Below are 25,273 nucleotides of genomic sequence, written 5' to 3'. Positions count from 1 at the left end.
TGCGGCGTACTGGATGCTCCGGTCAAGCCGGGGCATGACAGCGTACCTTAAGACGCTAGCCCTTCCTCCCGACCCTGAACCCCGCCGCCGGATGCGGCGCCCCCAGCCTTGCCCGCCCGTCACCGAACAGCTTCTCGCGCAGCGTGCCCTGCGCGTACTCCGCCTTGTACCGCCCACGGCGCGTCAGCTCCGGCACCAGCATATCGGCGATGTCCTCGAAATCGCCGGGTGAGATCGCGAAGGCGACGTTGAGACCGTCGACATCGGTCGCCTCGAACCACGCCTCGATCTTGTCCGCGACCATCTCCGGCGTGCCGACCACGACGGGGCCGGCGCCGCCGATGCCGACATGCTCGATGACGTCGCGCACGGTCCAGACGCGATCGGGATCGGCGCGGGTGACGTTATCGAGTGCGCTGCGACCGGCGTCGTTCTGGACATGACGCACCTGCTGGTCGAGCTCGTAGCCGGAGAAGTCGATTCCGGTCCATCCCGACATCAGCGCCAGCGCGCCCTCCGGGCTGATGCGGCGGCGATAGTCGGCATATTTTTCGTTCGCCTCGGCCTCCGTCCGCCCGAGGATGATCGTCATCATCGAGAACATCAGGATTTCCGCCGGATTGCGGCCGAACGCGGCGGCCTCCTGACGGATCGCCGACACGCGCGGCGCGATCACCTTGGCCGACGGTCCCGACATGAACACGCATTCGGCGTGCTGTGCTGCGAACTTCCGTCCGCGCGGCGAGGTGCCGGCCTGGTACAGCACCGGCGTGCGCTGCGGCGACGGTTCGCTGAGATGAATGGTGTTGTTGATGCGCCAGTTCGCGCCCTCGTGGTTGACGCGATGAACTTTTGAGGGATCGGTGAAGATGCCGCGCGTGCGGTCGCGCAGCACGGCGTCGTCTTCCCAGCTCCCTTCCCAGAGCTTGTAGACGACCTCCATATATTCGTCCGCGATCTCGTAGCGGTCGTCGTGCCCGATCTGCTTGTCCTTGCCGGCGCCGCGCGCGGCGCTGTCGAGATAGCCGGTGACGACATTCCAGCCGATACGTCCCTCGGTGAGATGATCGAGCGTCGACATCCGCCGCGCGAACGGATAGGGCGGCTCGAAGGAGAGATTGCTGGTGACGCCGAAGCCGAGATTCTGCGTGACCGCCGCCATTGCCGACAGCAGCAGCAGCGGATCGTTCGACGGCGACTGGGCTGCGTTGCGCAAGGCTGCGTCAGGGCTGTTGCCGTAGACGTCATACACGCCGAGCACGTCGGCCAGGAACAGTCCGTCGAAACGGCCGCGCTCCAGCGTTTTGGCAAGGTCGATCCAGTAGGGCAGGCGGTTATATTCGGCAGTGCGGTCGCGCGGATGGGTCCACAGGCCCGGTGATTGGTGCGCGACGCAATTCATCGCAAATGCATTGAGCCTGATCTGCTTGGCCATGATGGTCCCCCGGCGCCCTGTACCGGGCGCTCTTCGAATGATAGAGCTGCGCCCGAACTTGGCGAAGTTCTTGCATATAGCGCGACGTTGGCAAGGCCCAAATCAGCGGCGCTGCCGCGCTTGGCAAGCCAATCTCAAGAGAGCAAGAACGAAATCCCAAGACTATCGAAGTCCCCGCCACTTTCGGAGGCCTGCCCGTATCGGGTATGCTCCTTCGCCTCGCAACCTAAAAAAGAAAATAATGACCAGAGCCGATGCCATCGCCCGCGCCCGTGACGATTTCAAATCCGGCGCGTTCCTCGCTGAACTCGACCGCCGCGTCGCCTATCGGACCGAGAGCCAGAATCCGAACCGGAGCGTCGAGCTGCGCGCCTATCTGGAACAGGAGATGGTGCCCGCTTTCGCCGCGCTCGATTTCGAAAGCCGGATGATCGAATCTCCTAGTAGCGGCAAGGCGCCGTTCCTGTTCGCCGAACACCACGAGAGCGAGACGGCGCCGACCGTGCTGATCTACGGCCATGGCGACGTCGTCGACGGCATGGAAGGCGAGTGGCGCGACGGCCGCGATCCGTGGCGCACCACGGTTGCGGGCACGCGTCTCTACGGCCGCGGCACCGCCGACAACAAGGGCCAGCACAGCATCAACATGGCCGCACTCCGCGCGGTGCGCGAGGCCCGCGGCGGCAAGCTCGGCTTCAACGCCAAGTTCATCCTTGAGATGGGCGAGGAGATCGGCTCGCCGGATCTTGGCAAGGTCTGCGATCTCAATCGCGACGCGCTCAAGGCCGATCTGTTCATGGCCTCCGACGGGCCGCGCCTGTCCGCCGACCGTCCGACCCTGTTCCTCGGCTGCCGTGGCGGCATCCGCATTCATCTCGATGTAAACCTTCGCGACGGCGGCCATCACTCCGGCAATTGGGGCGGCGTGCTCGCCAACCCCGCGACCATTCTGGTCAACGCGATCTCGGCGCTGGTCGACGGCCGCGGCCGCCTTCAGCTGGACGCACTGAAGCCGCCGCGTCTGACCAACCAGATCCGCAGTTATCTTGCCGACGTGCAGGTGGTGCCGACCGAGGACGAGCCGGCGTTGGCCGAGAACTGGGGCGAGGAGGGTCTTTCGGCGGCCGAGCGGCTCTATGCCTGGAACACGCTCGAAGTGCTGGCGATGTCGTCGGGTAATATCGAGAAGCCGGCCAACGCCATTCCCGGCCACGCCAATGCCGTGCTGCAACTGCGTTTCGTGGTCGGCACCAAGATCGATGGGCTGATCGAGGCGGTTCGCGCGCATCTCGTCGCAAAGGGCTATCCGATGGTCGAGGTCCGGGCGGCGCAGAGCTTTGCCGCCTCGCGCACGGATTTCGACAGCCCTTGGATCACATGGGCGGCGGATTCGGTGCGCCAGACCACCGGCAAAGTGCCGGCGGTGCTGCCGAATTTCGGCGGCTCGTTGCCCAACGACGTGTTCTCCGAGATATTGGGCCTGCCGACGATCTGGGTGCCGCACTCCTATCCCGGCTGCTCCCAGCATGCGCCCAATGAGCACATCCTGCTGCCATTGACCGAAGAGGCCTTGACGGTGATGGCCGGCCTGTTCTGGGATCTCGGGGAATTGCCAGGCGCGCTAACAAGACCGCTAACGCGCCCGCCGGCCTGAGCCGTTAACCGGAGCCGCGATCCAGCCAAAAGTCACATTCTATTCCAACCCAATTTGTGCTTGCATCCCGCCGGCATCATCCTGAAAGGGGACCAAAAAGTGAAACATTTCCGTAGCATCGGCCTCGCGCTCGCCGCGACCTTCGCTGTCAGCCAGGCCGGGGCCGAGGAGCTCACCGGCACGCTCAAGAACATCAAGGACACCGGCGCCATTACGCTCGGCTTCCGCGACTCCTCGATCCCGTTCTCCTATCTCGACGACAACCAGAAGCCCATCGGGTTCGCGATGGACATCTGCTACAAGATCGTCGACGCCGTGAAGAAGGAGCTCAAGCTCGACAAGCTCGAGGTCAAGCTCAACCCGGTGACTTCGGCGACCCGTATTCCGCTGATGGCGAACGGCACCATCGACCTCGAATGCGGTTCGACCACCAACAACGCCGAGCGCCAGAAGCAGGTCGCCTTCACCAACACCCATTATTTGACCGCCAGCCGCTACGTCTTCAAGAAGTCGAGCGGCCTGAAGTCGATCGACGATCTCAAGGGCAAGACCGTGGTCTCGACCGCCGGCACCACCAACATCAAGCAGCTCACCGAAGCCAATGTTGCGAAAGGCCTCGGCGCCAACATCATCCCGGCCAAGGACCACGCCGAATCCTTCCTGATGGTCGAGACCGATCGTGCCGTCGCCTTCGTGATGGACGACATCCTGCTCGCGAGCCTCGTAGCCGGCTCGAAGTCGCCCGACGACTACGTCATCTCCAAGGACGCGTTCTCCAAGCCTGAGCCCTACGGCATCATGCTGCGCAAGGACGACGCGCCGTTCAAGAAGGTGGTCGATGCGGCGACCGCCGCGCTCTACACCTCTGGCGAAGGCCAGAAGATCTACGACAAGTGGTTTACCCAGAAGATCCCGCCGAAGGGTCTGAATCTCAACACCCCGATCTCGGCCGAGCTGAAGAACGAGTTCGCCAAGCCAACCGACTCGCCGAACCCGGACGATTATAAGTAAGCTATAACCGCGATCTTTCGATCCGGATCGTGTCCGGCCATCTTGACTCCAAGGTGGCCGGACATTTGCATAGGCGCCGGGACATCCATGACTGGCGCGTTCGCGCGGGGGACACGTGAACTACCACTGGAACTGGGGAATTTTCTTCGAGCCGAACCCGATGGGGACCGGCACCTATCTCGACATGCTGTTGTCGGGCCTGGTGCTGACCCTCAAGACGGGTGCGCTCGCATGGATCATCGCGCTGATCATGGGCTCGATCGTCGGCGTGATGCGCACGCTGCCGTCGAAGGGAGCGTACTGGTTCGGCTTTGCTTATGTCGAATTCTTCCGCAACATGCCGCTGCTGGTGCAGCTCTTCCTGTGGTTCTTCGTGCTGCCGGAACTGCTGCCGAGATCTGCCGGCCTCTGGCTGAAGCAGCTGCCCAATGCGCCGTTCTGGACGGCGGCGATCGGCATCGGCTTCTTCATGTCGGCGCGCGTCGCCGTGCAGTTGCAGGCCGGCATCGGATCGCTCCCGCGCGGCCAGAAGATGGCGGCGACCGCGCTCGGCCTGACGACCTTGCAGGCTTATCGCTACATTTTGCTGCCGATGGCGTTCCGCATCATCCTGCCGCCGCTGACGTCCGAGTTCCTCAACACCATCAAGAACACGGCTGTGGCCATCACCATCGGCTTGCTTGAGTTGACCGGGCAGGCGCGCTCCATGCAGGAATTCTCGTTCCAGGTATTCGAGGCCTTCACCGCCGCGACCCTTCTCTATCTCCTCGTCAACGCCGTCGTCGTGACCGCAATGCGCTTCCTCGAGCGCTACGTCGCGATCCCCGGCTACATCACGGGGAAATAGCATCATGTTCAGCAATTTCGATTTCGAGGTCATCCGTCGCGCACTGCCCTATCTGTTCTACGAGGGCATGACGTTCACGCTGATGCTCACGGGGCTTGCGGCGCTCGGCGGCCTGATCTTTGGCACGGCCATCGCGCTGATGCGGCTGTCTGGCTTCAAGATCCTGGGCCGCATCGCCGGGGTCTATGTCGACTTCATGCGATCGCTGCCGCTGGTGCTGGTGATCTTCTGGTTCTACTTCCTGGTGCCCTATATCGGGCAGTGGGTAACCGGCGCCTCGCGCCCGATCAGCGTCGGCGCGTTTGCATCCTCGCTCATCACCTTCATCATGTTTGAGGCCGCGTACTTCTCCGAGATCATGCGTGCCGGCATCCAGTCGATCTCGCGCGGCCAGCCGGCCGCAGCCAACGCCCTTGGCCTGACTTACGCCCAGACCATGCGCTACGTCGTGCTGCCGCAGGCCTTCCGTAACATGCTGCCGGTGCTGATCACGCAGACCATAGTGCTGTTCCAGGACACCTCCCTGGTCTACGTGCTGTCGATCACCGATTTCCTCGGTGCGGCAAGCAAGGTCGCGCAGCGCGACGGCCGTCTGGTCGAAATGTATCTGTTCGCAGCAATCGTCTACTTCACCATTTCCTGTGTTGCGTCCTTCGGCGTCCGCCGCCTGCAGGCGCGCATCGCCATCATTCGATAGAGTCTGTCATGATCGAGATCAGCCACGTCGACAAATGGTACAGCCCGAGCTTCCAGGTGCTGACCGACTGCACCACCAGCGTCACCAAGGGCGAGGTGGTCGTGGTCTGCGGCCCGTCGGGATCAGGTAAGTCGACGCTGATCAAATGCGTCAACGCGCTGGAGCCATTCCAGAAGGGCGACATCAGCGTCGATGGCACCAAGGTCAACGATCCCAAGACCAATCTGCCCAAGCTGCGCTCACGGGTCGGCATGGTGTTTCAGCATTTCGAGCTGTTCCCGCATCTGAAGATCATCGACAATCTCTGCCTCGCACAGCAGAAGGTGCTCGACCGGTCGCGCGACAAGGCGATGGCGAAAGGCATGCAGCTGCTGGAGCGCGTCGGCCTGAAGGAACAGGCGCAAAAGTATCCCGCGAACCTGTCCGGTGGCCAGCAGCAGCGGGTGGCGATCGCTCGCGCGCTCGCGATGGATCCCATTGTCATGCTGTTCGACGAGCCGACCTCGGCGCTCGACCCCGAAATGGTGAGCGAGGTGCTCGACGTCATGGTGGACCTCGCCCATGAGGGCATGACCATGATGGTCGTGACGCACGAGATGGGCTTTGCCCGCAAGGTTGCCAACCGCGTGATCTTCATGGATCGCGGCGAGATCGTCGAGGACGCCCCGAAGGACGATTTCTTCGGCAAGCCCCGCAGCGACCGCGCGCAGAAGTTCTTGTCGAAGATTCTCTCCCACTAACTCCGCCGTCATTCCGGGGCGCGACGTAGTCGCGAGCCCGGAATCCATCGGGCGGCATTGTACGAGGCGAAATGGATTCCGGGCTCATTCGCTGCGCGAATGCCCCGGAATGACGAATAGAGGGGTGATCGCCGCCCCCATTTCACGTATAAGCGCGCCAAATCCCTTCCTCCCCAGGAGACCTGCCTTGGATCCGATCGCCTATGTCAACGGCTCATTCGTCCCGCTCTCGGACGCCAAAATTTCGGTCCTCGATCGCGGCTTCCTGTTCGCCGACGGCATCTATGAGGTCTCGGCCGTGCTCGACGGCAAGCTGATCGACAATGCCTCGCATCTGGCGCGGCTGGAGCGCTCGGTCGGCGAGATCCAGCTGAAGCTGCCCGAGACGGTCGAGCGTATCACCGAGCTCCAGAAAGAGCTGATCGCGCGCAACCAGGTCGAGAACGGTCTCGTCTATCTCCAGGTCACCCGCGGCGCCGACAAGGGCCGCGATTTCGCCTTCCCCAAGGGCGACGTCAAGTCGAGCCTGGTGATGTTCACGTCGGAGAAGGACATCATCAACGCCGCCTCGGCCAAGACCGGCATCAACGTGATCACCGTGCCTGACATCCGCTGGGAGCGGCGCGACATCAAGAGCGTCGCGCTGCTGGCGCAGGTGCTGGCGAAGCAGGCCGCGGCCGAAGCCGGTGCGGGCGAGGCCTGGATGCTGGAAGACGGCTACGTCACCGAAGGCGGCTCGTCCTCGGCGTTCATCCTCACCCAGGACGACGTCATCGTAACTCGCAAGAACTCCAACGCGATCCTGCCGGGCTGCACCCGCAAGGCGGTGGTGGCGCTGGCGGAAGAGCGCCAGCTCCGCGTCGAGGAGCGTTCCTTCACGGTCGCCGAGGCGCTCGCCGCCAAGGAAGCCTTTGCCACCTCGGCGTCGCTGTTCGTCCAGCCGGTGGTTGCGATCGACGGCAAGAAGGTCGGCGACGGCAAGCCCGGCCCGCTTGCCGCGCGGCTGCGCGAGATCTACGTGGAGTTCGCCAAGGCGACGGCGGTTTAGTCACCCACCGCCGTCATCGCCCGGCTTGACCGGGCGATCCTGTACGCCGTGACGGGAGTGCTGGTCTCGAGAAGCCGCGGCGTACTGGATGCCCCGGTCAAGCCGGGGCAGGACAGTCGAATGTATTGAGGCAGTTTGGTCTCACGCGTCAGCACCTCACGCCACCGACGCCTTCACCTTCACCGGGTGCACCGCACGGAACGCGATTGCGATTCTGTTCCAGGTATTGATGGCGCCGATCAGCATGGTCAGGTTCACCGTCTCCGCATCGGAGAATTGCGCGCGGACCTGCTCGTAGACATCGTCCGGCGCGTGCGTCTCGGAGATCAGCGTCACTGATTCGGTCCAGGCCAGCGCGGCGCGCTCGCGGTCGGTGTAGAGCGGGGATTCACGCCAGGCATTGAGCAGATAGATGCGCTGCTCGGTCTCGCCGCGCTTGCGGGCGTCCTCGGTGTGCATGTTGATGCAGAAGGCGCAGCCGTTGATCTGCGACGCGCGGATCTTGACGAGCTCGATCAGCGATTTCTCCAGGCCGGTTGACTGGATCTGCTCTTCCAGTGCCATCAGCGCCTTCATCGTGTCGGGTGCGGCCTGGTAGAAATTCATGCGGGGTTTCATGGTCGTTCTCCTTGCTTGCTGGGTTGAGGTCAGTGGGCGCCGCCGGCCGAGGCATGGCCGGCCTTCTTCAGGAACAGGGTGGCGATCAGCGCGACGATCAGTGCCACGCCGAGCAGATAGAAAGTGTCGCTGAAGGCGAGGATATAGGCCTGCTTCTGCACGATGTGTCCGATCGCGACATAGGCGCGATGCGAGGCGTCCGCCCGGTCGAGAATGCCGTGATTGACGAAATATTGCGTGAGCTGTTCCAGTCGCGTCCGCGTCGCCTGCTCGAACAGCGAGACCGACTGCATCAGCACGTTGGAGTGATACTGCTCGCGCTTGGTCAGCAGGGTCTGCAACAACGCGATGCCGACGGCGCCGCCGAGATTGCGCATCATGTTGAACAGGCCGGAGGCCGAGCCCGCGTTCTCCGGTTCGATGCCCGAGGTCGCCACCGCAGACAGCGGCGCCATCACCAGCGCCTGGCCGATCGCACGAACCACATTGGGCCAGAGCAATTGATCGGCGGCATAGTTGCCGGTCATGTAGATGTTCATGAAGTTGGAGGCCGCGAACAGGACGAAGCCGATTCCGATGATGAGCCGCGCATCGAGCTTCTGCATCAGGCGCGGCACCAGCGGGATCAGCACGAGCTGCGGCAGGCCGGTCCATGCCAGCACCATGCCGATCTGCTCGGCATTGTAGCCCTGGATGCGGGCCAGGTATTGCGGCAGGATGAACACCGAGCCGTAGAGCGCGATTCCCAGCAGAAAGTTCGCGAGCATGCCGAAGCCGAAATTGCGGCGTACCAGCAGACGCAGGTTGAGGAGCGGCTTCTTCACGGTGAGCTCGATGATCAGGAAGGCGGTCAGCGCCACGGCCGCGATGACGGATAGCTTGACGATGAAGGGCGAGCCGAACCAGTCGTCCTTGTTGCCTTCCTCGAGCACGGTCTGCAACGCCGACAATCCGATCGCCATGGTGATGATGCCGGCCCAGTCGCCGTCGCGCAGCAACGACAGCTTCATGGGCTTTGCGTCCAGCGCGTACCAGAGCATGCCGACCATGATCGTGCCGGGGACAACGTTGACGTAGAAGATGTATTGCCAGCCAAAGTTCTCGGTGAGATAGCCGCCGATAGTCGGGCCGATCGCGGGCGCGAACGTCGCCGACAGCGCGAACAGCGCAAGGCCCACGGGTTGCTTGGCGCGCGGCAAGAGCGTGATAATCAGCGTGAACGCCATCGGAATCAGCACGCCGCCGGTAAAACCTTGCACTGCGCGCAGCACGATCATCTGCGGCAGGTCCTGCGCCAACGCACAGGCGGCCGACAGGACCAGGAACAGGATCGCGTTGGTGAGGAGATAGATACGGATCGAGAATACCTGCGCCAGCCAGCCCGAGAGCGGGATCACCACGATCTCCGCAATCAGATAGGAGGTCGAGATCCAGCCGCCGTCATCGATGCCGGCGCCGATCGCGCCCTGGATATCGGCGAGCGAGGCATTGACGATCTGGATGTTCAGCACCGCCATGAAGGCGCCGAGCGTCGCGCCGATCACGGCAATCCAGGTCTTGGTCGACACGGCAGGCGTTATGGGGGCCGCGACTGAAGCGGGGATATTGGCGGCGGAGGCGGCGTTGACGGTCATTTGGAGCGTGCTCATCGAAGCCTCGTCTCGGTTACGGAGACAGGATGGATCAGGCAGTTGGTTTCGATAATCGGAGAAGCGCAGGACGGATCATCCGGCAGGATTTGAAAATCCCACGGGACCCTCCCGGCTTCAGCCGCCGTTAGGATGGGCCGCGTTGTCGGCGAGATGCTTTGCCGTCTCGCGCTCGGCCATGACGGCCTGTTTGGTGTCGACGGTCGGCACTGCGGACATGCCTGGGCGCAGCAGGCCGGTCAGGCCGTGGTCGTCGAGCACGATCTTCACGGGCACCCGTTGCACGATCTTGGTGAAATTGCCGGTGGCGTTGTCGGGCGGCAGCAGTGCGAATTCAAGGCCGCTCGCAGGCGACAGGCTGTCGACATGGCCGCGCAGGGTTTGGTTGCGGAAGCTGTCGACGTGCAGCTCGACCGGCTGGCCGGCGCGGACATGGGTGAGCTGCGTCTCCTTGAAATTCGCCACGACATAGACCGCATCGAGCGGCACCACTGCCATCAATTGCGTGCCAGCCTGCACGAACTGTCCCACGCGCAATGAGCGGGCGCCGACCGTGCCGTCGACCGGCGCGGTAATCTCGGTGTATGAGAGATTCAGCGTCGCCTGCTCCGCGACCGCGCGCGCATGTTCGAGTTGGGCCGTAGCCTGCGCGCGCTGGGTGGTGAGCACGTCGACCTTGCGTTGCGCGGCCACGAGGCCCGACCTGGCATGTTGCAGCTGTGCATTGCTGGCGCGCAACGCAGCGTCAGTCTGTTGTGCGCGCTGAATCGTGCCGGAGCCCGACTTCATCAAATCGTCGTAGCGGGCGCGCTCCTCCTGCGCAAATTTCAGATTCGCGTCCGCAGCAGCGACATCGGCCGTGCTCTGCTCGATGATCGGCTGCTGGAGTTCGAGCTGGGCGTCGAGGTTGCGCACCGATGCTTCCGCCGCAGCGACATCAGCGCGGGCCTGGTCGAGCGCCGCCTTGAAGTCGCGGTCGTCGATCTTCGCCAGCACCTGGCCCGCTTTGACCTTTTCGTTGTCGCTGACCAGCACCTTGGCGATGTAGCCCGAGACTTTTGGCGCGACGATCGTGGAGTCGGCCTTCACATAGGCGTCGTCGGTTGTCTCGAGATAACGGCCGTTGACCCAGTAGTCGTGTCCGTAATGGACAATCGCTGCTGTGCCCGCGAGGAACGCGAGCGCCAACGCCGCCCGCCGGACCATATTCCGGGTCGGACCACGCACCGGCACCGTGAGGGAAGCTTGAGTTATCTCAGTCGCTTGCTGGAAGTTTTCGGTGCGGGGCATCTCGGACATGGCAGTCTCCTGTCTGGTGGCTGAGACTATCGGTCTTCTTCGCTCGATCGATAATCGGCGAAATACCGGAAGGATTATCCGCTGAGAGTGGATAGTCCGGCCATCTCGCCTTGGCACGTACGGTCTACCGAACCAGAGGTGCGACTGCCCCAGAGCGATTGCCGCCTCTGTCGAGCGATTGCGGCTAACCCATCCGCCATCCGCGCGCGAGACGATCTGATGGATAATCGGACAGAATTCCTTGCGATTATCGACCAAGAGCGGATAATCAGTCGGTATGGACCGATTGACAAGTCTCGAAGTCTTCAGCCGGGTGGTCGAGGCCGGCGGCTTCTCTGCAGCAGCCCGCAAGCTCAACATGTCGACCACCATGGTGAGCAATCACGTCCAGGCGCTGGAAGACCGCCTCGGGGTGAGGCTGCTTCAGCGCACTACGCGCAAGGTCAGCCTCACCGACATCGGCAAGGCCTATTACGACCGCTGCATCCAGATACTCGCCGAAATCAAACAGGCCGACGACATCGCGAGCGAATTGCAGTCGGTGCCGCGCGGCACGCTACGGATCCACGTCGCCACGCACATGGTGCCGTTCGTCGCGCCCGTGGTGGCGAGGCTCCTGTCGACCTATCCGGAGCTCAAGATCGATCTGCGCATGGGCGAGGCCGACATCGACCTCATCGAAGAAGGCTATGACGTTGCCCTGCGCATGACCTCGCCGCCGGATTCGAGCCTGATCGTCCGCAGCCTGGCCACCTGGCGTCACGTGCTGTGCTGCTCGCACGACTATCTCGACAAGCACGGTCGCGTGCAGAAGCTCGATGAGCTCACCGCGCACAATTGCGGGCGCCATTTGAATTATCCCTTCGGCGACGATTGGCGCTTTTTCGATCGCAAGGGCACGCCGGCATCGGTGCGCATCTCCGGCAGCTTCATCACCAACAGCGGTGAGGCCTTGCGGAAGGTGGCGCTGGAAGGCGCTGCCGTCTGCCTGATGGCCGGATTTCTGATCCGCGACGATCTCGAGGCCGGTCGGCTCGTGCGCCTCTTGCCCGAATATCGTCCAGTCGAGATGTCGATGAATGCCGTCTATCCACACCGCCATCATCTGTCGGCAAAGGTCAGGACCTTCATCGACATGCTCGTGCATCATAGCGCCGAGCAGCAGAAGCTGATCAATCCCTATTCATGATCGGGACGGCGCCGGCAGCCGTCCGAACACTTTTTCAAGTGCCATCCCGACCGCAAGTAGGCGGCGATCGCTTCCGGACGGGCCATCCAGCTCGAGCCCGATCGGGAGCTTGCTGACCGGGCCGAGCGCAATCGGGATCTGGATTCCGGGAATTCCGGCATTGCTGCCGGGATCGGTGTTCTGGATGAACAGGCCGAAATTTTCGAGGCTGCTGGAATCGGGATTGGAGGCAATGGCGACGTGCGGCGTGGTCGGGAAGGCGATGGCGTCGAGCCGGTTGTCGGCGAAAGTCCTGCTGTAGAGCGCCTGAAGCGCGGGGCGCGCTGTGTTGATCGCGGCGTCGTAGATCGGCTTGGCGTCAATCAGCGTGCCATCGGGGGCGGGCAGTTTGCGCGGGATCACCAGCCCATCATAGGTACCCTTGACGTCTGCGCTGGATATCTCCGCTGCCAGCGCCGCGATGCTGAGGCCGGTACCGGTGTGTCTGAGATACGCGACCATGTCGTCATAGGCCTCATACAGCACGACGGGAAAGCTCACTTGGCCGTTGAGTTCGGCGAGCAGCGGCATCTCGATTTCGATGACGGTGACGCCCTGCGCCTTCATTTTCGTGACGGCCGCCTCGAATGCGGCGTCGGTGTCGGCGTCGAGATTGCTCAGCATCGCCTTTACGATGCCGATCCGCACCAGCTTCAGATCGGCCGGCGCGATGGCATCGCCGCCTGCAATGACGCGGTCGAGCAGCGCGACATCCGCCATGGTCGCGGCCATGGGACCCGCGGTGTCGCGGGTGTGCGAGAGCGGCGCAATTCCAGCTTGCGGATAGCGTCCGATGGTCGGGCGCAGCGAGGCGCATCCATTCAGCGCAGCCGGCACCCGGACCGATCCGCCGGTGTCGGTGCCGAGCCCGCCTGCCACGATGCGCGCGCCGATCGCGGTACCGGTCCCGGAGGAAGAGCCGCCGGCGATCAGGGCGCGGTCATAGGCGTTGCGCACGCCGAACTCGGCAGCGGTCTTGAATGCGGTGTTGTAGCCGGAGATGCCGAAGGCGAGCTCGTGCATGCTGGTCTTGCCGATGATGACCGCGCCTGCGGCCCGCAGTTTTGCCGCAACTGGCGCGTCGGCCGTGGGAACGTAATCCTTCAGGGCCGGCGTGCCCGCGCTACAGGGCAGCCCGGCAACCTCGATGTTGTCCTTGATCACGATGGGCACGCCGCCAAGCGGTTTTGTCCGGTCGCCCGTCGCGTCGAATGCGGCAGCAACCTTCAGGGCGCCGGCCTGGTCCAGGGTGACGAAGGCATTGAGGTCGGCATTGGCTTTGGCGCGGGCAAGCGCTTCCGTCGTGAGTGCTGTGCTCGTCACCTTGCCGGCGCGGAGGTCGGCGGCGGCCTGGGTCAGGGTCAACTGATCGAAATCCATGATGCGTCACCCGCTTGCCCGGCTCCATCATGGAGCCCTCGAATTCGGGAGGCTGAAGCCTCGCCGGCATCACGTCAACCGTGGGCGCGCAACTTTGCCTGCGACGCTGCGGTCACATCGGCGAGAAGCCGTTCGACCGCCGGCTTCACCTTCGCGATCGCGATGTCCTTCACCGGCCCGTAACCGCGGATCTCCATCGGCGCCTTGGCGATCACGACGAGATCGGGCAGGCGCGCCGCATCGAGTTCGCCGAGCATCCGTTCGATCACGCCCTCATACCAGGCGATCAGGTTTCGCTCGGTGCGGCGTTCGACGGTGTAGCCGAACGGATCGAATACTGTCCCGCGCAACCCTTTCAGTCGCGCGAGCGCGGCGAGCGGCAGCTGGATCCACTGGCCGAAGGCGCGCTTGCGCGGCCGGCCGCGGGCGTCGCGCTCGGACGGCAGGAAGGGCGGAGCGAGATGGTATTTGACGCTGAAGCCGTCCTCGAACTCGCGCTTCAGCTCGTCGAGGAAGCCGCTCTGCATGTGCAGGCGCGCCACCTCGTACTCATCCTTGTAGGCCATCAGCTTGAACAGGGCGCGCGCAACCGCCTCGGTCAACTTCTCGCTATTCAGGTTGGCTTCCGCATTGCGAACGTTTGCAACGCGTGCTCGATAGCGCGCTGCATAGGCATCGTTCTGATAAGCCGCGAGGAAGTCGGCGCGGCGGTCGATCAGCTGGTCGAGCGTCTCGGCCTTGGGCGCTTCGTCCACCTTCGGCAAGAAGTCAGGGTCGGCCGCTGCAATCCGGCCCCAGGCGAAAGCCTGCTTGTTGCTTTCGACCGCGACGCCGTTGAGCTCGATCGCGCGCAACAGCGCCGACAGCGAGACCGGCAACAGCCCGCGCTGCCAGGCAAAGCCCAGCATGACGATGTTGGCATAGACGGCATCGCCGAGCAGACGCTCCGCCAGTGCGTTGGCGTTGATGGTGTCGAGATTGCCGTCGCCGATCACCTGGCCGATCGCGCGCAGGCGGGCGGGTGAGGCGAGATCCGCGTCGCGGAAGCGGACGACGTCGCCGGTCGGCATCTCCGCGGTGTTGACCGCGGCTCGCGTGCCTTTCCGATAGGTGCCGGACGCCTTCGGCGAGGAGCTGACGACGAGGTCGCAACCGATGAGCGCATCGGCCGCGCCCTGGTCGATACGGACCTGATGCAATGCGTCGGGGGACGCGGCCAACCGGATGTAGCTCAGCACCGGCCCGAATTTCTGCGCAAAGCCGGTAAAATCCAGCACCGAGACGCCGTTTCGTTCGAGATGCGCCGCCATGCCGATCAGCGCGCCGACCGTGATCACGCCGGTGCCGCCGACGCCGGTGACGAGCAGATCATAGGGACGGTCGAGCGTTGCGAGAGTGGGCAGGGGAAGTGTGGCCGCGTGGCCGACCGCGTCGGTCCGGCTTGCGCCCTTCTTCCGGCGCGTCGCGTCCTCAACGGTGACGAAGCTCGGGCAAAACCCGTTGAGGCAGGAAAAGTCCTTGTTGCAGGACGAGAGATTGATCCGCCGCTTCCGGCCGAAGGGTGTCTCCTTGGGCTCGACGCTGAGGCAGTTGGATTCGACCGAGCAGTCGCCGCAGCCTTCGCAGACGAGATCGCTGATATAGGCGAAGCGTTTGGGATCGATCATCTGCCCACGCTTGCGACGACGCCGCTTCTCTGTCGCGCAGGTCTGCTGATAGATCAGAACCGAGACGCCGGGAATCTCGCGCAGCTCGCGCTGTACATCGTCCATCTCTTCGCGCGGATGGATGGACACGCCGACCGGCAGGTCGCCTGGCGAAAATTGCGCTGGATCGTCCGACACCAACGCGATGCGCGCAACGCCCTCGGCGCGGACGCTGTGCGCGATGGCGTGGACGCTGATCGGGCCGTCGACGGGTTGGCCGCCGGTCATGGCGACGGCATCGTTGAACAGGATCTTGTAGGTGATGTTGGCTTTGGCCGCGATCGCCTGCCGGATCGCCATCGAGCCCGAATGATAATAGGTGCCTTCGCCGAGATTCTGGAACACGTGCTTGTTGCCGGTGAAGCGTGACGAGGCGGCCCAGTTCACGCCTTCGCCGCCCATCTGGATCAGGGACGATGTCTCGCGGTCCATCCAGCTCGCCATGAAATGACAGCCGATGCCGGCCAGCGCCTTCGACCCCTCCGGCACTTTTGTCGATGTGTTGTGCGGGCATCCGGAGCAGAAATACGGCGTGCGCGTCGCACCGCTGACGTTGATCGTGCGCGCAGCCTCAGGCATCAAGCCGGCTGCGCGCGCGGCGAGATTAAGGCTTGGGAACATCGGATCGAGACGGCGTGCAAGCACCCCAGCGAGCGCGCGCGGCGACAATTCGCCGATCCAGGAGATCAGCCGCGCGCCGGTTTCGTCGTGCTTACCGACCATGCGCTCGGGTTTTTCGCCCGGATAATCGTAAAAATATTCCTTGAACTGGCTTTCGATGATACCGCGCTTCTCCTCGACCACGAGGATCTCGCGCTTGCCCTTCACGAAGGCCATCGCGTCATGCAGCGCCAGCGGCCAGACCATGCCAACCTTGTAGATGTCGATGCCGATGCTGCGGCAGGCCGCTTCGTCGAGATCCATCAACCGCAACGCTTCCATCAGATCGAGATGGGCCTTGCCTGTGGTGACGATGCCGTAGGTAGCGCCCGGGATATCGTAGATGTGACGATCGATCGGATTGGCCTTTGCGAAGGCGTAGACCGCGTGCTTCTTCGCCTCCAGCCGCTCCTCGATCTGCGGCCCCGGCAGATCGGGCCAGCGATAGTGCAAGCCGCCGGGTGGCGGCGTGACGTCCGGAGTGTGGAAGGCGCGCGGCGGGCGCAGCGCGACGGAGGCGCCGGATTCCACGATCTCCGAGATCGCCTTGAAGCCGACCCACATGCCGGTGAAGCGGCTCAGCGCATAGCCATATTCACCGAATTCGAGATACTCGCTGACGCTTGCGGGGTGGAGCGTCGGCATGAACCAGCTCATGAAAGCGACGTCGGACTGGTGCGGCATCGAGGACGAGACGCAGCCATGGTCGTCGCCAGCGACCACCAGAACGCCGCCATGCGGTGAGGAGCCGTAGGCATTGCCGTGTTTCAGCGCATCGCCGGAGCGATCGACGCCGGGACCCTTGCCGTACCAGAGCCCGAACACACCATCGACCTCGCGGTCAGCTTGCGTCTCGACCTGCTGCGACCCGAGCACCGCCGTCGCGGCAAGGTCTTCGTTCACCGCGGGGAGGAATTCGATGCGGTCCCGCTTCAGCCGCTCCTGGATGCGCCACAGTTCGAGATCGATGCCGCCGAGCGGCGAGCCGCGATAGCCCGAGATGAAGCCCGCCGTGTTCAGCCCGGCGGCACGGTCGCGCCGCACCTGGTCGAGCGCGATGCGGACGATGGCCTGCGTGCCGGTGAGGAAGACGCGGCCTTCTTCGCGATCGTAGCGGTCGGAAAGCTGGTAGGCGTCGAGTGAGGAAATGGCGTCCATACGGACCTCCCGCGGCATCCTTGCCGGATGGGAGAAGGGTAGGCCTCGGCAACTGGTAGGTCCTACCTATTTTCCCGAATAGGATATCCATTGTGGTAGAATTGTCCGTTATAATCTACAAAGCGGTAGAGTAATCCATTTTGGTGCTTTCCATGATCGAAGACCAAGACGCGCGGATTCTCGCCTATCTCCAGAAGGACGGCCGCGCCACCAACCAGCAGCTCGCCGACGCGGTCGGCATGTCCACCTCGGCCTGCTGGCGCCGGGTGCGCGCGCTGGAGGAGAGCGGTGCCATCCAGGGCTATGCGGCCCTGGTCGCGCGCGAGCAGGCCGGCTTCGCGATGTCCGCGATCCTCCACGTCTCGCTGGAACGGCACGACGCAAAATTCGTCGACGAGTTCGTCGCGCGGGTGACCACGCGGCGTGAGGTGCTGGAGTGCTTTGCGACCACGGGCGATGCCGATTACCATTTGCGCGTCGTCGTGCAGGACATGACGGCCTACAACAAATTTCTCGACGAGTTCATGTTCCGCATTCCCGGCATTCGCTATGTCAGAAGCAATGTGGTGCTGAAGGAGATCAAGACCAGCGTGACCCTACCGTTTTGAGAGGCAGCGCTTCGTCGTCCCGGCGAAGGCCGGGACCCATAACCACGAATGCCAATTGCCTTGCGAAGCCGTAACGACGAGTCCTAATCAAAACATCTGCTGCGGCGCATGGGTCCCGGCTTTCGCCGGGACGACACTGTTGGTGCAACGTGGGCTACCGCTCCTCCCGCACGAATCTATTCCGCAACGTGCCGATGCCGGTGATGTCGATCTCCACGACATCGCCGTGCTTGATGTCGGGCGACGCACCGTCGGTGCCCATCCAGATCATGTCGCCGGGCCATAACGTAAAGTATTTGGATAGCTCGACAAGGAACGGCACCACGCCGAAGATCATGTCGTTGGTGCGGAAGCGGTTGGTTTCCTCGCCGTTGACGCGAACGATGGTCTCCATACGGGCGAGGTCGACTTCGGTCTCGATCCACGGGCCCATCGGCTTGAACGTGTCGGCGTTCTTCGACCGCCACAGGCTGCGGTCGGCTTTCTGCCAGCTTCGTTCGCTGACGTCGTTGCCGATGGTGTAGCCGAACACGCAATCCATCGCATTCTGCTTCGTGAGATGCTTGACCTTCTTGCCGATGATGACGACGAGTTCGCCTTCGTAGTGGATCTTGTCCGTCGCAAAGGACGGGATCACGACGTCCTCGTCATGTGCGATCAGCGCATTCTGAGCGCGATAGCCGATCTCTGGTCTGTCCGGCACTGCCGGCACTTCGCCCCGCTTGTCGGCGGCCTCTTTCAGGTGCTTCAGATAGTTCAGGCCGACGCAGTAGAAGGTGCGCGGAATCAGCGGAAGCTCGATTCTGACCTGCGACAGCGGATGCGTGCGCGAGGTCCGCTGCCATTCGCCGAAGGGATCGCCGTCGACCGCAATCACTTGGTCACCCTCGACGAGTCCCCAGGACGTCTTGTCCGCGGCCGTGAATGTCAGCCAGCGCATGCCGTGTCTCCGTTGTTATTCCGCGGCATCGCGCGGCTGCACTTTCCAGTCGCCGGCCGCCGGCCGCTTCAGCCCGAGATTTTCCCGCAGCGTCTTGCCGCGATATTCCTTCTGGAACAATCCGCGCCGCTGCAATTCCGGGACGATATATTGCACGAAATCGGCATAGGAGCCGGGCACAAAGGTCGCGGCGATGACAAAACCGTCGCAGCCGCGCTCGACGAACATTTCTTCGAGCTTGTCCGCGATCTCCTTGGGGCCGCCAACCATCGCATCCTGGACCTGACCGCGGCCGGAGAAGGTGACGAAGTCGCGCGCGCTCGGATTGCTTTTACCGGAGTTCTTGAGCACGCCGTCCCGGATGCCCAGAATGCCCTGCATGCTCTTCAACTCCTCAGTCGTCAGCGGCTCGTCGAGATCCTTGGAGGCGAAGTCGTAGTTGAGTGCTTCGGCCAGCAGCGACAGCGCATCGATCTGCAGCGGCAGCTTGTTGATCAGCGCCATCTTATCTTCGGCCTCGGCTTTGGTCGCGGCGCAAACCGGCGTCGTCAGGTTGCAGAGGAACATCGCCTCCGGATCGCGGCCGACTTTCGCGGCCTCGTTACGCACCGCCGCATAGCCGTCCTTGGCGGCGGAGAGGTTACGTGCAGCGGTAAAGATTACTTCGCCCCATCGTCCTGCAAAGCGCTGCCCGCGTCCGGACGCGCCGGCCTGGATGATCACGGGATGGCCCTGATCCGAGCGCGGCACGGTGAAGGGACCGCGCGACTTGTAGAATGGGCCCTTGTGATCGAGCCGCTTCACCTTGGCTGGATCGGCGAAGCGGCCGCTCGTCTTGTCCATGATGAGCGCGCCGTCCTCCCAAGTGTCCCAATGGCCGAGCACGACCTCCATGAATTCGTCGGCCTTGTCGTAGCGGGAATCATGTTCGGGATGAGAGTCGCGCCCCATGTTGTGTGCCTCGCCGTCGTTGAGCGAGGTGACGACGTTCCACCCGGCGCGTCCGCCGGACATCAGGTCGAGCGTTGCGAAGCGGCGGGCGATGTCGAAAGGTTCGAAATAAGTCGTCGAGCCGGTCGCCCCCAACCCGAGCTTCTCCGTAACCATGCCCATCGTGGTCAGCACGATCAGCGGATCCATCTTCACGCAGCGGATGCCGTATTCGACGGTGTGGGCGTGATCGTTGCCGTAGCGGTCCGGCATCGCCAACCGGTCGTCGAAGAACGCCATGTGGAACTTGCCGGCTTCGAGGATTTTGGCGATCTCCTGATAATAGTCCGCCGACATCGAATCGTCGCGCGAGTCCGGATGCCGCCACGAGCTAGGCAAATTCGTGCAGTTCTGGGCCTGAAGGAAGCCGACCAGTACCATCTGCCGCGTCATGCTGCTGTTCTCCGAATTGCGTCAGGCCGAAATCCGTCAGGCTAGGTCGAGGATCGTATCGAGCCTGTACCCGCGCGCCAGCGCGCGCCGCAGAGGTCGCCATGTCCAGGTAGAACGGCGCATCGAGGTCGGACGGCACCGCAATCGAGATCGGATGGTGCCGAGCCGTGCCTCCTTGCCGCCGAAGGGCGCCACGTGCTTCCGCGAGCGGCCGGAATCCGCCGTCGCGATCCCGATCATGCCTTCGCGCATCGCCATCAGCGGGAACGGCGATCACGCCGTGGGAATCGTGGCCGGCGAGATTGGCGTTGACGCAGCCGCATGCGATCGCGTCGGCCTCTTCCTCGGAAGCTCCGGCGGCACGAAGCAGCGTGGCGCTGATGCGCGTGAGGCGGTCGGCCTGGACGATCGGCATGGCGTTTCCTCAGGTCTCGCCCTTGGCGGGCTGTGCCTGTTGGAAGCCATCGTCTCAAAGCACCGGTGCGATATCAATCTCCCGTAAACCAATACAGGGCTGCAAATTCGTAAAGGGAGCGCGTCTGTGGCTGAAACCGGCATTCAGTATAGCGATTTTGACAGGTTCGCGACAGCTGTTTGCAGCTCGTTCACTTTGATCGACGGTTTGCGGGAACCAATAACCACCACTTAGGCCATCGCCCTCATAAGCTACCCGGGAGAAAATGGCAGAAATGCCGGGGAGTTGAGATCGTGCAGACGACCCTCGCGCGCACACTTGCAGCGTTGAGCGACATCAACGAAGCCATCCTTTACGCGAAGTCGCCGGACGAGCTGTACCAGAAGGTCTGCGACGCCGGGTTTTCGAGTGGGGACTTCATGGCCGTCGCCGTGTTCCTGGCGGAGCCGGATGGCCAGCGGCTCCGATTTGCGGCCGGCTGCGGCGACGACGTTGCGCGGCTGCGTGCGATCACGATCACCACGGAGGCCGGCACGCCGGAGGGGTCGGGCGTCGGCGGCGAAGCCTTTCGCAGCCAGGGGATTTGCATCAGTAACGATTATCTGAACGATCCGCGCTCGCTCGCGTGGCGCGAAGGCGCTGCCGGAGCGGGTGTCGGGGCAGCCGCGGCGCTTCCCCTGATCTGTGGCGGTCGCAGCATCGGCGTGTTGTATGTGACGCGCTCGGGGGCAGGCACGCTCGACGAGGCGATGGTCTCGCTCTTCGAGCGGATGTCGAGCAATATCTCACATGCGCTGGAGAATTTCGCGCGCGAGACAGCGCGCCTGGATGGCGAGCGGGCAGTGCGGCGGCTCAACCGCATGTTCGGCGCGCTCACTGCGACCAACGAAGCAATCCTTCACGCCAGCACTGAGCAGGATCTATACCAGCGGGTCTGCGACGCCGCTGTGCATAGCGGCAAATCGCTTGCCACTTTCGTTCTGCTGCGCGAGCCGGATTCCGAATGGCTGACGCCGGTGGCAGCGACCGGACAAAATCTGGATCTGATCAGACGCACGCGCTACTCGATCGATGCGGAGAGTCCCTATGGCAAGGGCATCTCCGGCCAGGTGTTCCGGACTCAGAAAGCGATCGTCGAGGACGACCTCCTCAATCGTACCAAGGGGACGACCTGGGAGCAAACCAACGTCGATGCCGGCGCCGTCGCCTGCGTGGCTGCTCCCTTGATCAAGCGTGGCACCAGCATCGGCGTGCTGTTTTTCTTTGTGAGCAAAGCCTGGGCAAAAGACGAAGGCATCGTCGCACTGTTGCTGCGCATGACCGAAACCGTATGCTTTGCGCTCGAGAACTTTGACCGCGACAAGGAGAAGGCCCAGATCGCGCTGGAGGAGGAACGGCTGGCGCGCATGTACGCGGCGCTAAGCGCGACCAACGAGGCCATTCTGCGGGCAAGATCCCGCAGCGAACTGTTTGACCTGGTTTGCGAAGCCACGGCGCAGGGCGCGAAGTTCGCCTCGACCTCGATCGCGTTGCTCGACCGCGACGCGGGACTGCTTCGCGTTGTCGCATCCTTTGGACCGAACGCCGCTGAGGTACGAACCTTCAGATTGCCGGTCAGCGACAAGGTGCCGGAGGGACGTGGGTTGACCGGCACTGCGTTCCGGACCCGGAAGGCTTGCATTAGCAACGACATCCTGGCAGACGCCCGCCTCGAGCCCTGGCACGCCAGCGCGCGTCGCAACGGCATTGCGTCGTCAACCGCGCTGCCGCTGTTCAATGGCGACAAGGTCGAAGGCGTATTCCTGTTCAACTCGCGCGAGCGCGGCACTTTCACGGACGAGTTCGTCGAGCTCCTGCGTAAGCTCCAGGCCAACGTCGCCTTTGCGCTTGAGAATTTCGATCGAGCCGACGAAAAAGCGCGGGCCGACAAGCAGCGCGATCGCCTGAGTGGCATGTTCGAGGCGCTGAGCGCGACCAACGAAGCCATCATGCGCGCCAAGACGCGCGAGGAGCTGTTCGAGGTCGCGTGCCAGGCCGCCGTGCTCGGCGGGGTGTTCGCCTCCGCGACAATCGCCACTTTGGACGACAGACGTGAACTTGTCCGGGTGGTCGCCGTGAAGGGACGGCTTCAGGAACGAATGGTGGGTCGCAGCTGCCTTGTTTCCGCCGACCATCCTGAGGGCCAGGGAATCATAGGAATGTCGCTGCGGACCCGCCGGGCCAGTGTCATCAACGACTATCAGAACGATCCGCGAGCGGTGTACTGGCATTCCAAGGCGATCGAGGATGGAACTCGGGCTGCTGCCAGCTTCCCACTGCTGCGGGCCGGCCAGGAGCCGATTGGCATCCTGCTTTTCCTCGCACCTGAAGAGAATACGTTTACGCCCGACCTGGTCGAGCTGCTCGCGCGGCTTGCTGAAAATGTCTCTTTCGCCCTCGACAATTTCGATCGTGCCGAGGAGAAGGCCCGCACCGAGGCGCAGAAGGAACGCCTGACGCGGATGTTTGCGTCGCTGAGCGCCACCAACGAGGCGATCATGCGGGCGAAGTCGCGCGCCGAACTGTTCGACCTCGTCTGCCTTGCCGCTTCGAATGGCGCAAAATTCACCTCGACCACCATCGCGCTCGCGAGCGCCGACAGCGACCAGCTGGAAATCGTCGCCAGCGCCGGACCCGCGGCCGGCACCACGCGCACCGTCCGCCTCTCCATCGACCCCGATTGCCCGGAAGGTCGTGGGATGAGCGGCACGGCATTCCGCACGCGCCAGCCTTGCATCAGCAACGATTATCTCAATGACGATCGCGTCCGCGCCTTCCACGCCATTGTCCGCGGCGACGGCGCGCGCTCGGGAGCGGCATTCCCGCTGGTCGCCCACGACCAGGCAGTTGGCGTCATGATCTACTTGTCGGCGGAGCCTGCCGCCTTTACCGACGAGTTCGTCGAGCTGCTGCAGCGTCTCGCCGAAAACATCTCCTTCGCGATGGAGAATTTCGATCGCGCCGACGAGAAGAACAAGGCCGACGAGCGGATCGAGTATCTCGCCTCCTATGATAGCCTGACCAACCTGCCCAACCGCGAGACATTCAGTGCCGTGTTGCGCGCGGCAATCGATGCGGCGGAGCGCCATGACTATCGTTTCGCGGTGCTGTTCATCGATCTCGACCGGTTCAAGGTCATCAACGATTCGCTCGGCCACGAGGCGGGCGATTTGCTCCTGCTCGAAGTCGCCGACCGGTTGCGCAGCGCGCTGCGAGCGAGCGACGTGGTGGCGCGCCTCGGAGGCGACGAGTTCGTGGTGATCCTCGACCAGTGCGGCGAGATCGACGACGTCCAGCGCATCGCGACGGAACTGCTCCGCGTGCTCGCGAAGCCAATGGAGCTGGCCGGCCACGAGTGCCACACCACCGCCTCCATCGGCATTGCGATGTATCCGGCCAACGGTGCCGACGCGCTGACGCTGACCAAGAATGCCGACATGGCGATGTATCTCGCCAAGGAAGACGGCAAGAACGGCTATCGCTTCTTCTCCAAGGAAGTGAACACGCAGTCGATCGAGCGGCTGTCGCTGGAGAGCGCGCTGCGCCGGGCGCTGGAGCGGGATCAGTTCACTTTGAACTACCAGCCCAAGGTGGACATGGTGACCGGCCAGATCACCGGCGTGGAAGCGCTATTGCGCTGGACGCATCCCGATCTCGGCAATATCTCGCCGGCGCAGTTCATTCCGCTGGCGGAGGAGACCGGATTGATCGTGCCGATCGGCCGCTGGGTGATGAAGGAGGCCTGCGCGCAGGCCATGGCCTGGCAGCGGCGCGGCCTCTTGCCGGTATCCATGGCGGTGAACCTGTCGCCGCGCCAGTTCGTCGACGAGCATCTCTTGCAGGACGTCGACGAGGCGCTCGCCGCAAGCGGCATGTCGCCGGTGCTGCTCCAGCTCGAAGTCACCGAGAGCATGATGATGCGCAATGTCGGACGTGCGATCAAGGTGCTCGACGCCATCCAGAGCCGCGGCATTCGCTTGGCGATCGACGATTTCGGCACCGGATATTCGTCGATGTCGCTGATGAAGCATTTTCCGATCGACACCATCAAGATCGACCGCTCCTTCGTGCGCGACCTGCCGCAGGACGCGGAGGATCAGGCGATCGCGCAGGCGATCATCAGCATGGGCAAGGCGCTCGGCATGACCGTGGTGGCGGAAGGCGTCGAGAACGCCGAACAGGAGGCGTTCCTGCGCGCTCATGGCTGCGACGAGATGCAGGGCTTCCTGATCTCCAAGCCGGTGCCGGCGCGGCAGATGGCCGAGCTGCTGCGGCCGACGGAGCCGTCTGTCGCGCCGCCGCTCCAGCCGGAGCCGGACCATGCCGCCACCGCGGCCGCGGCGCTACGGTTGAAAAGCGCTGTCGTCTGATGGCTGCGGGTGGAGCTCGCGGACGTCCTCTTCCCTGATCTCCGCCTTGCGTGGAAAATCATCCGGCCACGGAAGCGAGGTTTGTTCGGCGAAGAGCGCGATAAGGATATGCGCTCCTTCGGCAAAGCTCGATCCGTCGTTAAGGCCGAGCTCACGACACCAGGCCTGTCGCATCGGCTCGTGCGTGTCGAATACCGCCATCGCCGGACCCCACCACCAGGCCGGCGCCGGCGATCGTTCGTCCTCCGGCACGGCATGCCAGAGGACGAGCTCGTCCATCATGCGCTCGAATTGCAGGCTTGCGGCCTGATGCATTCGTTCCGTGCTCCCTTGGGTCGCGCCTGAAAGCAGGCCGATGCGCGGACTCGATCGTGGCCTTCGCTGTGAA

General features: G+C 63.5%; 19 protein-coding genes. 9 read left to right on the top strand and 10 right to left on the bottom strand.

Features of this window, described 5'->3' with window-relative positions; genetic code table 11:
• Positions 1 to 55: 55 nt before the first annotated feature.
• The gene (locus ABIB91_RS26875; RefSeq protein WP_354168707.1) at positions 56 to 1,435 is read right to left on the bottom strand and encodes an LLM class flavin-dependent oxidoreductase; all 1,380 of its coding nucleotides are present in this window, start codon (positions 1,433 to 1,435) and stop codon (positions 56 to 58) included.
• A 241-nt stretch (positions 1,436 to 1,676) separates the two neighbouring features.
• On the opposite strand from ABIB91_RS26875, the gene ABIB91_RS26870 reads away from it, so the two are divergent.
• The 6 genes from ABIB91_RS26870 to ABIB91_RS26845 all read left to right on the top strand — a co-directional run bounded on the left by ABIB91_RS26870 (position 1,677) and on the right by ABIB91_RS26845 (position 7,432).
• Positions 1,677 to 3,089 (top strand): M20 family metallopeptidase, encoded by a 1,413-nt coding sequence (locus ABIB91_RS26870; RefSeq protein WP_354168705.1) that lies wholly within the window; start codon positions 1,677 to 1,679, stop codon positions 3,087 to 3,089.
• Positions 3,090 to 3,188: 99 nt separating this feature from the next.
• The gene (locus ABIB91_RS26865) at positions 3,189 to 4,100 is read left to right on the top strand and encodes an amino acid ABC transporter substrate-binding protein (protein ID WP_035995282.1); all 912 of its coding nucleotides are present in this window, start codon (positions 3,189 to 3,191) and stop codon (positions 4,098 to 4,100) included.
• 115 nt (positions 4,101 to 4,215) lie between these two features.
• On the top strand, positions 4,216 to 4,947 hold the full coding sequence (locus ABIB91_RS26860; protein WP_007597031.1) for an amino acid ABC transporter permease: 732 nt from the start codon (positions 4,216 to 4,218) through the stop codon (positions 4,945 to 4,947).
• Between the two features lie 4 nt (positions 4,948 to 4,951).
• Complete coding sequence (locus tag ABIB91_RS26855; protein ID WP_007597029.1) at positions 4,952 to 5,644, top strand: amino acid ABC transporter permease; 693 nt, start codon at positions 4,952 to 4,954, stop codon at positions 5,642 to 5,644.
• A gap of 8 nt (positions 5,645 to 5,652) precedes the next feature.
• On the top strand, positions 5,653 to 6,384 hold the full coding sequence (locus ABIB91_RS26850; RefSeq protein ID WP_007597027.1) for an amino acid ABC transporter ATP-binding protein: 732 nt from the start codon (positions 5,653 to 5,655) through the stop codon (positions 6,382 to 6,384).
• A gap of 187 nt (positions 6,385 to 6,571) precedes the next feature.
• The gene (locus ABIB91_RS26845) at positions 6,572 to 7,432 is read left to right on the top strand and encodes a D-amino-acid transaminase (RefSeq protein WP_007597025.1); all 861 of its coding nucleotides are present in this window, start codon (positions 6,572 to 6,574) and stop codon (positions 7,430 to 7,432) included.
• A 156-nt stretch (positions 7,433 to 7,588) separates the two neighbouring features.
• Here the strand turns inward: ABIB91_RS26845 and ABIB91_RS26840 are convergent, their stop codons facing one another.
• The 3 genes from ABIB91_RS26840 to ABIB91_RS26830 form a co-directional block, all read right to left on the bottom strand.
• Complete coding sequence (locus tag ABIB91_RS26840; RefSeq protein ID WP_354168701.1) at positions 7,589 to 8,050, bottom strand: carboxymuconolactone decarboxylase family protein; 462 nt, start codon at positions 8,048 to 8,050, stop codon at positions 7,589 to 7,591.
• A gap of 29 nt (positions 8,051 to 8,079) precedes the next feature.
• A complete protein-coding gene (locus tag ABIB91_RS26835; RefSeq protein WP_354168699.1) occupies positions 8,080 to 9,699 on the bottom strand; it encodes an MDR family MFS transporter in 1,620 nt (539 codons plus the stop codon).
• A gap of 117 nt (positions 9,700 to 9,816) precedes the next feature.
• Positions 9,817 to 10,998: an HlyD family secretion protein gene (locus tag ABIB91_RS26830; RefSeq protein WP_354168697.1), complete on the bottom strand. Its 1,182-nt coding sequence runs from the start codon at positions 10,996 to 10,998 to the stop codon at positions 9,817 to 9,819.
• 277 nt (positions 10,999 to 11,275) lie between these two features.
• Here ABIB91_RS26830 and ABIB91_RS26825 point away from each other — a divergent pair, with 277 nt between their 5' ends.
• Entirely contained in the window at positions 11,276 to 12,187 is a 912-nt protein-coding gene (locus ABIB91_RS26825; protein WP_354168695.1) for a LysR family transcriptional regulator, read from the top strand.
• Here the strand turns inward: ABIB91_RS26825 and iaaH are convergent.
• The gene (iaaH, locus tag ABIB91_RS26820; protein ID WP_354168693.1) at positions 12,182 to 13,606 is read right to left on the bottom strand and encodes an indoleacetamide hydrolase; all 1,425 of its coding nucleotides are present in this window, start codon (positions 13,604 to 13,606) and stop codon (positions 12,182 to 12,184) included. The genes ABIB91_RS26825 and iaaH overlap by 6 nt on opposite strands.
• Positions 13,607 to 13,680: 74 nt before the next feature.
• Positions 13,681 to 17,130: an indolepyruvate ferredoxin oxidoreductase family protein gene (locus ABIB91_RS26815; RefSeq protein WP_354168691.1), complete on the bottom strand. Its 3,450-nt coding sequence runs from the start codon at positions 17,128 to 17,130 to the stop codon at positions 13,681 to 13,683.
• A 152-nt stretch (positions 17,131 to 17,282) separates the two neighbouring features.
• Between ABIB91_RS26815 and ABIB91_RS26810 the strand changes: the two genes are divergently transcribed.
• Positions 17,283 to 17,738, top strand: a complete 456-nt coding sequence (locus ABIB91_RS26810) for an Lrp/AsnC family transcriptional regulator (RefSeq protein WP_219680713.1) — start codon at positions 17,283 to 17,285, stop codon at positions 17,736 to 17,738.
• Between the two features lie 154 nt (positions 17,739 to 17,892).
• On the opposite strand, the gene ABIB91_RS26805 is transcribed toward ABIB91_RS26810, so the two are convergent.
• Genes ABIB91_RS26805 through ABIB91_RS26795 form a run of 3 tightly spaced genes read right to left on the bottom strand, consistent with a single transcriptional unit; the run spans position 17,893 to position 20,476 of the window.
• Positions 17,893 to 18,678, bottom strand: coding sequence for a fumarylacetoacetate hydrolase family protein (locus tag ABIB91_RS26805; RefSeq protein ID WP_354168688.1), 786 nt, complete (start codon positions 18,676 to 18,678; stop codon positions 17,893 to 17,895).
• A 15-nt stretch (positions 18,679 to 18,693) separates the two neighbouring features.
• Complete coding sequence (locus ABIB91_RS26800) at positions 18,694 to 20,061, bottom strand: LLM class flavin-dependent oxidoreductase (RefSeq protein WP_354168686.1); 1,368 nt, start codon at positions 20,059 to 20,061, stop codon at positions 18,694 to 18,696.
• On the bottom strand, positions 20,000 to 20,476 hold the full coding sequence (locus tag ABIB91_RS26795; protein WP_502917019.1) for a hypothetical protein: 477 nt from the start codon (positions 20,474 to 20,476) through the stop codon (positions 20,000 to 20,002). Before ABIB91_RS26795 ends, ABIB91_RS26800 begins: the two co-directional genes overlap by 62 nt.
• A 293-nt stretch (positions 20,477 to 20,769) precedes the next feature.
• On the opposite strand from ABIB91_RS26795, the gene ABIB91_RS26790 reads away from it, so the two are divergent.
• The gene (locus ABIB91_RS26790) at positions 20,770 to 24,885 is read left to right on the top strand and encodes a GAF domain-containing protein (RefSeq protein WP_354168684.1); all 4,116 of its coding nucleotides are present in this window, start codon (positions 20,770 to 20,772) and stop codon (positions 24,883 to 24,885) included.
• Here the strand turns inward: ABIB91_RS26790 and ABIB91_RS26785 are convergent.
• A complete protein-coding gene (locus tag ABIB91_RS26785; protein WP_354168682.1) occupies positions 24,859 to 25,200 on the bottom strand; it encodes a hypothetical protein in 342 nt (113 codons plus the stop codon). The two genes, ABIB91_RS26790 and ABIB91_RS26785, sit on opposite strands and share 27 nt — an antisense overlap.
• Between the last annotated feature and the right edge of the window lie 73 nt (positions 25,201 to 25,273).

Source organism: Bradyrhizobium sp. JR4.3 (assembly GCF_040547695.1).
Lineage (GTDB): Bacteria > Pseudomonadota > Alphaproteobacteria > Rhizobiales > Xanthobacteraceae > Bradyrhizobium > Bradyrhizobium canariense.
This window is presented reverse-complemented; position numbering and strand designations above follow the sequence as displayed.